At 69.0% G+C, this 8,756-nt stretch carries 8 protein-coding genes; all 8 read left to right on the forward strand.

The genetic code is table 11. From position 1 onward, the window contains the following. Positions 1 to 6: 6 nt before the first annotated feature. Positions 7 to 756: a hypothetical protein gene (locus AC1U2B_RS28330; RefSeq protein WP_480219398.1), complete on the forward strand. Its 750-nt coding sequence runs from the start codon at positions 7 to 9 to the stop codon at positions 754 to 756. Then, positions 753 to 2,084, forward strand: a complete 1,332-nt coding sequence (locus AC1U2B_RS28335; protein ID WP_480219399.1) for a MurL-like N-terminal domain-containing — start codon at positions 753 to 755, stop codon at positions 2,082 to 2,084. The genes AC1U2B_RS28330 and AC1U2B_RS28335 overlap by 4 nt, the downstream gene beginning before the upstream one ends. Beyond that, positions 2,081 to 3,436 (forward strand): UDP-N-acetylmuramoyl-L-alanine--D-glutamate ligase, encoded by a 1,356-nt coding sequence (gene murD / locus AC1U2B_RS28340; protein ID WP_480219400.1) that lies wholly within the window; start codon positions 2,081 to 2,083, stop codon positions 3,434 to 3,436. The genes AC1U2B_RS28335 and murD overlap by 4 nt, the downstream gene beginning before the upstream one ends. Before the next feature lie 9 nt (positions 3,437 to 3,445). Then, positions 3,446 to 5,476 carry an excinuclease ABC subunit UvrC gene (uvrC, locus tag AC1U2B_RS28345; protein ID WP_480219401.1) on the forward strand — a complete coding sequence of 677 codons (2,031 nt, stop codon included), beginning with the start codon at positions 3,446 to 3,448 and terminating at the stop codon, positions 5,474 to 5,476. 29 nt (positions 5,477 to 5,505) lie between these two features. After that, entirely contained in the window at positions 5,506 to 6,414 is a 909-nt protein-coding gene (gene rapZ / locus AC1U2B_RS28350) for an RNase adapter RapZ (RefSeq protein WP_234711553.1), read from the forward strand. Beyond that, positions 6,411 to 7,493 carry a gluconeogenesis factor YvcK family protein gene (locus AC1U2B_RS28355; RefSeq protein WP_480219402.1) on the forward strand — a complete coding sequence of 361 codons (1,083 nt, stop codon included), beginning with the start codon at positions 6,411 to 6,413 and terminating at the stop codon, positions 7,491 to 7,493. The genes rapZ and AC1U2B_RS28355 overlap by 4 nt, the downstream gene beginning before the upstream one ends. Beyond that, on the forward strand, positions 7,490 to 8,467 hold the full coding sequence (whiA, locus tag AC1U2B_RS28360) for a DNA-binding protein WhiA (protein WP_043393046.1): 978 nt from the start codon (positions 7,490 to 7,492) through the stop codon (positions 8,465 to 8,467). Before AC1U2B_RS28355 ends, whiA begins: the two co-directional genes overlap by 4 nt. 145 nt (positions 8,468 to 8,612) lie before the next feature. Continuing rightward, on the forward strand, positions 8,613 to 8,756 hold a 144-nt coding region (locus AC1U2B_RS28365), incomplete at its 3' end, for a glyceraldehyde 3-phosphate dehydrogenase NAD-binding domain-containing protein (protein ID WP_480216620.1).

Below are 8,756 nucleotides of genomic sequence, written 5' to 3' on the forward strand. Positions count from 1 at the left end.
CTGATAGTGACCGATTTTCGCATGCCTTCGCCGCCGCTGGACGTCGTGGCGATCGCACCCGCCGAACTGGTCGGCCGCCTTGGTGCCAACCCGACGGTGACCGTGCCGATCTACCAGGGCCGGACCGTCGACACCGCGTCGCTGTGGAATCACCTCGCCGAACCCGCGGACTATTTCGGGCTGACCATGCCCACCCAGGCCGCTCTCGGCGCTGCGGTGGCTCCGTTCTCCAAGGGGCCCGCACTGGTCGCCGTGACCGTCACGATCGTGGGCGGAGGCCGGTGCGCGGTGACGGGGACGCCCTCTCAGATCCATGCACCCGAACCGGTCCGGATCGGCCGGCGGGACAGCGACTGGACCGCCCCGGCGCCGACGGACGAGCAGTGGCTGCGGATGGCGGCCCGGACCACCAGTCTGGGCACCGTCGACCTGCTGTTGCGCCGATTGGCCGAACAGGGCTGCGTCGACGGCATCGGGCCCGGTCCCGACGTCACCCCGGCCGTGGCCGGTGCACTGGTGCTCGACGTCGGTGCCGAGCTGGTCGGCGTCGACAACCCGGAGCCGGTCTCGATCCTCGATCAACTGCGGGCCTGCGGCGTCATGCGCCCAACCGTCCGGCGAGACTCCGTGCCCGTCGACGCGGTGCGCCGGGCCTGGTGGATCTCGCCGCAATACTGCACGTATCCCGTCGCCCGACTCGGCGACCGCCTCGTTCCCGTTGATTCCGCCCATCCGTCGTTCCTGGAGCAGCTGTGACCAAACCTTTTGTCCCACAGTCCTACAAGTCGTTCCGCATCGACGGGTACGACATCGAGGGTGGCGTGTTCCGCGGGCGCTACACCATGTGTGGGGCCGACTCCGCAGACGACGTCAGCTTCGCCGAGACCGTCGACTTCGGGGAGAGCCTGGCCGGTGGTCGGCCCGACGACCGGTTGCTGCGGCTGCTGACGCTGACCTGCTCGCTGAGCTACTACAAGGCAGCTGCCCCGCCGCAGATCGAAATCGCTTTCCCGACTTACGATTTCGAACGCGACTATCTGCGCCAGGTGCTCGCCGGTGGCCTCGGCGAGTACGCCTACCGCAACAACCTGCCCGGCGCATTGAGCCCGGAGATCACCGGCGACCGCGCCGAGATTGCCGAGCAGCAGCCGGATACCTGGAACCCCGACGCGGCACCGCTGGTGCCGGTCGGTGGCGGCAAGGACTCGGTGGTGTCCATCGAGGCCCTCACCCCGCTGCAGCCGGTGTTGTTCAACGTCAACAAGTTCGACCCCATCGACCGGTGCGTCGAGATCAGCGGGCTCCCGCACGTGCGCGTCATGCGGACCATCGACCGCACCCTCATCGACGTCAACGCCGCCGGCGCCTACAACGGGCACATCCCGGTCACCGCGATCAACAGCATCATCGGGTTGATCGTCGCCGATGCCAAGGGCCTCGGGCCGGTGGTGCTGTCCAACGAGCGCTCGTCCAACGTCGGCAATGTCGAATGGATGGGTCAGGACATCAACCACCAGTGGTCCAAGAGCGTCACCTACGAGACGCTGCTGCGGGACACTCTCGCCGCGTACGGACTGAATCCGGACCGGTACTTCTCCCTGCTGCGCGGCCTGTCGGAGTCGCAGATCGCCGACCGGTTCGCCGCCAGCCCGCAGTATTTCCGCGCCTTCATCAGCTGTAACCGGCCGTTCGCGCTGGACGCCGGCCGGCGCGGCGCCACCTGGTGCGGGCACTGCCCGAAGTGCCAGTTCGTCTTCGTGCTGATGGCGCCGCGGTTGGGCCGCACCGAGGTCGAGGCGATCTTCGGGCGAAACCTGTTCGAGGACACCGACAGCCGCGCCGAGTTCGAGGACATCCTCGGGGTCGGCGCGCACAAGCCGTTCGAATGCGTCGGCGAGTACTACGAGGCCGCCGAATCGATGCTGACCATCCTCGACGACGAGTCGTGGGCCGGCCTGCCGCTGGTCGAACAGTTCCGCAGTGCGCGTGCCGATTTGGCGCGCGTCGCCGCCGACCACGACGACAGCCCGGCCGTGGAGTACGTGCCCGAGCGTTACCGCGCCGCCCTGGACGCCCGGCGATGACGCCGGTACCGCGGCAGCGTCCCGACCTCGCCGGTGCCGCCGTCGGCATCTGGGGCTTCGGCAAGGAAGGCCAGTCGCTGGCCCGGACCGCGGCTGCCGCGGGGGCGGCACGCATCGACGCCGTCGACGACGCCGGCCGGGGGACCCTGGACGCACCCGGCGATATCGCCAACCTGAACCTGTGGTGCGGTGCCGAGCACCTGACCCGGCTGGCGGACTGTGACGTGGTGTTCCTCAGCCCTGGAATACCCTGGCATCAGCCGTTTTTCGCCGAGCTGCGCGACGCCGGGACCATGGTGTCCAGCGCCGCCGACTGGTACCTGCGCCGGTACGCGGACCAGACCGTCGGCGTCACCGGAACCAAGGGCAAGAGCACGACGGCGTCGTTCCTGTCGCATCTGCTGGGCCGGCTCGGCGCGGACGCCGTGGTGGCGGGAAACATCGGCATCCCGCTGTCGGATCTGGAGCCCGGGACCGGCGCCGTCGTGGTCGCCGAGCTGTCCAGCCAGCAGTGCGCCCTGGTGACGGCGTCGCCGCGGATTTCGGTGATCACCAATCTCTTCGAGGACCACCTGGACTGGCACGGGGACATCGACGCCTACCACCGTGCGAAGGCCAACGTCTTCGCCTGCGGCGGTGAAGTTCTGGTCACCACACCGCAGGTGCTGGCCGCCCTCGAGCGACTCGGCATCGCGCTGCCGCCGGTGGTGCGCACCGTCGACCCGGCCGACGCCGTACGCCCGACGGTGGAGGGGCTGGGCGACTACGTGATGGCCTACGAGCACAACGTCGTCAACGGCGCCCTGGCGGCCGTCGCGGCCGCCGAGGTGATCGGCCGGCCCGTGACGGAGGATGAATTCCTCGGCGCGGTAACCACATTCGAGGCCCTGCCGCACCGGCTGCAGGTCGTGCGGCGTACCGGGGCTGTCCGCTGGATCGACGACACCCTGGCCACGACGGGGGAGAGCGTGGTCGCCGCACTGCGCTCGATGCGGCCCGACGACCGGGTGGCCCTCATCGTCGGCGGCATGGATCGTCAGCTCGACTACGAACAGATCGACGACTATCTGCTCTCGGGTGCACGTGACGTTCACCTCATCCAGGGACCGACCAATGGGACAGACATCGGGCGCGGTTTCGCCGCGGCACACCCCGAGTTCGTCCACCCGGTGGACAGTCTGCAGGCGGCGGTGCGGACCGCGGCCGCGGTACCAGGAGTGACGGCCGTGCTGCTGTCGCCGGGGGCGGCCAGCTACGACCTGTACGCCAACTACGTCGCCAAGGCCGCGGCTTTCTGTGAGTTCATCGATGCCCACCTGGATGCGTCCGATGCTGTCAGCCAGTCGAACTAACCTGTAACAGTGCCTGATCCATCGACGTACCGGCCCGCGCCGGGAACCATCCCGTTGGAGCCGGGCGTGTACCGGTTCCGGGATCCGCATGGCCGGGTCATCTATGTCGGCAAGGCCAAGAGCCTGCGCAGCCGGCTGAACTCGTACTTCGCCGACCTGTCGGCGCTCGCGCCGCGGACCCGGCAGATGGTGACCACGGCCGGCAGCGTCGAGTGGACGGTCGTCACGACCGAAGTCGAAGCGCTGCAACTGGAATACAACTGGATCAAGGAATTCGATCCCCGATTCAACATCCGGTACCGCGACGACAAGTCGTATCCCGTGCTGGCGGTCACCCTCAACGAGGAGTACCCGCGGCTGTTCGTGTACCGCGGTCCGCGTCGAAAAGGTGTCCGGTACTTCGGCCCGTACTCGCACGCGTGGGCCATCCGCGAGACGCTGGATCTGCTCACCCGCGTGTTCCCGGCGCGCACCTGCTCGAACGGAGTGTTCAAGCGGCACAACCAGATCGGCCGTCCCTGTCTGCTGGGCTACATCGACAAATGTTCGGCCCCCTGCGTCGGCCGGGTGAGCGCCGCCGAGCACCGCAAGATCGTCGACGATTTCTGCGACTTCCTGGCCGGCAAGACCGACCGGCTGGCCCGCGACATGGAACAGCAGATGGCCGAGGCCGCCGAGGAATTGGAGTTCGAGCGGGCGGCCAGGCTGCGGGACAACATCTCGGCACTCAAGCGGGCGCTGGAGAAGCAGGCCGTGGTGCTCGGCGACGGCACCGACGCCGACGTGGTGGCCTTCGCCGACGACGATCTGGAAGCCGCCGTACAGGTGTTCCACGTCCGGGGCGGCCGGGTCCGCGGCCAGCGCGGCTGGGTCATCGAGAAGTCCGGCGAACCCGGTGAGTCCGGAGAGGACTACCTGGTGAGCCAGTTCCTCACCCAGTTCTACGGCGATCAGGCCGAGCTGCGGGGACCCGGAGCCACCGATGAGGCGACCAACCCGGTGCCCAAAGAGGTTCTGGTGCCGGTACTTCCGGACAACGCCGGTGAACTCGCCGACTGGCTGTCCGGTCTGCGGGGTTCCCGGGTGCAACTGCGGGTGGCCCAGCGCGGCGACAAGCGCGCCCTGGCCGACACCGTGCAGCGCAACGCGCAGGATGCGCTGGCCCAGCACAAACTCAAGCGGGCCGGCGACTTCAACGCCAGATCCGAAGCACTGCAAAGCATTCAGGACTCGCTCGAGCTGGACGACGCGCCGCTGCGCATCGAGTGCGTCGACATCAGCCACGTGCAGGGCACCGACGTGGTGGCCTCGTTGGTGGTGTTCGAGGACGGTCTGCCCCGCAAATCCGATTACCGGCACTACGCGATTCGCGAGGCCGCCGGCGACGGCCGGTCCGACGACGTCGCGTCCATCGCGGAGGTGACCCGCAGGCGCTTCGCGCGGCATGCGGCCGACACCCAGGTCGGCGCGGATATCGCCGGCGCCGAAACCCCCGAAACCGCCGAAACCCCAGCGCGGCCAAAGCGATTCGCCTATCCGCCCAACCTGTTCGTGGTCGACGGCGGTGGGCCGCAGGTGAACGCGGCGGCCGCTGTGCTCGACGAATTGGGCGTCACGGACGTGGCGGTGATCGGCCTGGCCAAACGTCTGGAAGAGGTGTGGGTGCCCGAACAACCGGATCCGCTGATCATGCCGCGCAACAGCGAGGGCCTGTATCTGTTGCAGCGCGTGCGTGACGAGGCTCACCGGTTCGCCATCACCTATCACCGCAGCAAGCGATCCAAGCGGATGACGGCGTCGGTGCTCGACGCGGTTCCCGGCCTCGGCGAGCACCGGCGCAAGGCGCTGGTCACCCACTTCGGTTCGGTCGCGCGGTTGAAGCAGGCCGGCGTGGACGAACTGACAGCGGTGCCTGGCATCGGGGCGGCGACGGCGCAGGCGGTGGTCGACGCGCTGCGGTCTGATTCCCCGGGGTCTGATTCCCAGCCGGATTCGGGGGCGGCGCCGACCGATATCGGCAATGATCGGACAGGGCAGTGAGCGCAGCACCACCAGATGAGCAGCGGGGGATGGACGAAGTCGTGACGGACGATCAGATGGACGGTGCTGCCGCCGGTGAAATCGACGTGGTTCTGGTCACGGGTCTGTCGGGCGCCGGTCGCGGCACCGCGGCCAAGGTGCTCGAGGACCTCGGCTGGTACGTCGCCGACAACCTGCCGCCGGAGCTGATCACCCGGATGGTCGAGCTGGGTCTGGCCGCGGGTTCGCGGATCACCAAGCTGGCCGTGGTGATGGACGTCCGGTCCCGGGGTTTCACGGGCGACCTCGATTTTGTTCGCCGTGAATTGGCCACCCGCAGCGTCGTCCCGCGAGTGCTGTTCCTGGAGGCGTCCGACGACATCCTGGTCCGCCGCTACGAGCAGAACCGCCGCAGCCACCCGCTGCAGGGCAACCAGACGCTCGCGGAAGGCATTGCCGCCGAACGGAGATTGCTGGAGTCGGTCCGTGCAACGGCCGATCTGATCATCGACACCTCGACGCTGCCGGTGCCGGCGTTGCGCGCGAGCATCGAGCGGGCGTTCGGCGAGGAGACCGCGACCGGTACGAGCGTGACGGTCGAATCGTTCGGCTATAAATATGGTCTGCCGATGGACGCCGACACCGTGATGGATGTCCGGTTCCTTCCGAATCCGCATTGGGTCGACGAGTTGCGGCCCCACACCGGGCAGCATCCGGCGGTTCGGGACTACGTGCTGGGACAAGAGGGGGCTGCCGAGTTCCTGGACACCTACCATCGGCTGCTGGGGGTTGTGATCGACGGCTATCGCAGGGAGGGGAAGCGCTACATGACCGTGGCCATCGGCTGCACCGGCGGCAAGCATCGCAGCGTTGCGATCGCCGAAGCACTGGCCAACCGGCTGCGTGGCGGCGACCACCTGACCGTGCGAGTGCTGCACCGGGATCTGGGGCGCGAATGACGGACGCTCGCGAGGAGGATCGCGCGCCCGCGCGCATCGTCGCGCTCGGCGGTGGACATGGCCTGTATGCGACGCTGTCCGCGGCGCGCCGGCTGACGCCGCACGTGACGGCTGTCGTCACCGTCGCCGATGACGGCGGTTCGTCGGGCCGGCTGCGCTCCGAGCTCGACATCGTGCCCCCGGGTGATCTGCGAATGGCGTTGGCGGCCTTGGCATCTGACAGTCCGCACGGGCAGCTGTGGGCCACCATCATCCAGCACCGCTTCAACGGCAGCGGTGCGCTGGCCGGTCACCCGATCGGAAATCTCCTACTTGCCGGCCTCAACGAGGTACTCGCCGATCCGGTCGCCGCGCTCGACGAGCTCGGCCGGATCCTCGGGGTCAAAGGCCGGGTGCTGCCGATGTGCCCGATCGCGTTGCAGATCGAGGCCGACGTGTCCGGGCTGGAGGCCGATCCGCGGATGAGTCGCGTGATCCGGGGCCAGGTCGCGGTCGCGACGACGCCGGGCAAGGTGCGCCGGGTCCGGTTGCTGCCGGGCGATCCGCCGGCCACCCGGCAGGCCGTCGACGCCATCATGTCGGCGGATCTCGTGGTGCTCGGTCCGGGCTCGTGGTTCAGCAGCGTGATCCCGCATGTGCTGGTGCCCCAACTGCTGGCCGCGCTGCAGGCCACCGAGGCGCGACGGGCCCTGGTGCTCAACCTCGCCGCCGAGCCGGGGGAGACCGCCGGGTTCTCCGCCGAACGGCATGTGCACGTGTTGTCTCAGCACGCGCCCGGATTGACGGTGCACGACATCGTCGTCGACGCGGCGAGCGTGCCCAGCGAGCGGGAACGCGACCAACTGCGCCGGGCGGCGTCGTTTCTCGGGGCTCAGGTCGAGTTTGCTGACGTATCCCGACCTGGTACACCTTTACATGACCCGGCACGGCTTGCGGCTGTTCTGGAGCGGGTGCGTCGTGGTGGCAGCGCACCGGCCCGGCCCGCATACGAGCCATCCACTCCCGCCGCTCGGTCGGCCGACGGTTTCCGTCAGCAGCCGACCCCTGAAGGACCAAGAGGTGACGATTCGTGGCGATGACGTCGGAAGTGAAGGACGAGCTGAGCCGGCTGGTCGTCAACTCGGTGACCGCGCGGCGGGCCGAGGTGGCGTCGCTGCTGCGCTTCGCGGGCGGCCTGCACATCGTGGCCGGCCGCGTCGTCGTCGAGGCGGAGGTCGACCTGGGCAGCATCGCCCGGCGGCTGCGCAAGGACATCTACGACCTGTACGGATACAACGCCGTCGTGCACGTGCTGTCGGCCAGCGGCATCCGCAAGAGCACCCGGTACGTGGTCCGGGTCGCCCAGGACGGTGAGGCGCTCGCGCGTCAGACCGGGCTGCTGGATCTGCGTGGGCGGCCCGTGCGTGGCCTGCCGGCCCAGGTGGTCGGCGGCAGCGTCGGCGACGCCGAGGCGGCCTGGCGCGGCGCGTTCCTGGCGCACGGTTCGCTGACCGAGCCCGGCCGCTCGTCGGCGCTGGAGGTCAGCTGCCCGGGACCGGAGGCGGCGCTGGCGTTGGTCGGTGCGGCCCGCCGGCTCGGGGTCAGCGCCAAGGCGCGTGAGGTCCGCGGCAGCGACCGGGTGGTGGTGCGCGACGGCGAGGCCATCGGCGCGTTGCTGACCCGGATGGGCGCCCAGGACACCCGGCTCAATTGGGAAGAGCGGCGCATGCGCCGTGAGGTGCGTGCCACCGCCAACCGGCTGGCCAACTTCGACGACGCAAACCTGCGCCGGTCCGCCCGGGCTGCGGTCGCGGCCGCGGCGCGGGTCGAGCGGGCGCTCGACATCCTCGGTGACACGGTGCCCGACCATCTGTCGGCCGCCGGGCGGTTGCGCGTCGAGCACCGGCAGGCCTCGCTCGAGGAACTGGGCCGGCTGGCCGACCCGCCGATGACGAAAGATGCTGTGGCAGGCCGGATTCGGCGCCTTCTGTCGATGGCGGACCGCAAGGCCAAACAGGACGGCATTCCGGACACCGAGTCGGCTGTCACCCCGGACCTGCTCGACGACGCCTAGCGCACGTCGACCGGTGGTCACCGGACAGGGGTCGGACCCGACGCGCGGCGCACGTCGGAGTCCGACGTGGAGTTCGTCACAGCACTAGGCTGGCTGAGGATTCACCGCATGACCTGTCCAGGATTTCCGGCAAAGGAGCACAGCAGTGACTATTCGGATCGGCGTCAATGGCTTCGGACGCATCGGGCGTAACTTCTTCCGCGCTCTGGACGCGCAAAAAGCGGCGGGCATCAACACCGATCTGGAGATCGTGGCGGTCAATGACCTGACCTCCACTGACGCGCTGGCT

This window comes from Mycolicibacterium sp. P4_G11, from assembly GCF_056555145.1.

Coding starts and splice junctions, on each gene's coding strand:
- whiA (WP_043393046.1), top strand. CDS start 7,490: ATGACGTCGGAAGTGAAGGACGAGCTGAGCCGGCTGGTCGTCAACTCG.
- AC1U2B_RS28355 (WP_480219402.1), top strand. CDS start 6,411: ATGACGGACGCTCGCGAGGAGGATCGCGCGCCCGCGCGCATCGTCGCG.
- rapZ (WP_234711553.1), top strand. CDS start 5,506: ATGGACGAAGTCGTGACGGACGATCAGATGGACGGTGCTGCCGCCGGT.
- murD (WP_480219400.1), top strand. CDS start 2,081: ATGACGCCGGTACCGCGGCAGCGTCCCGACCTCGCCGGTGCCGCCGTC.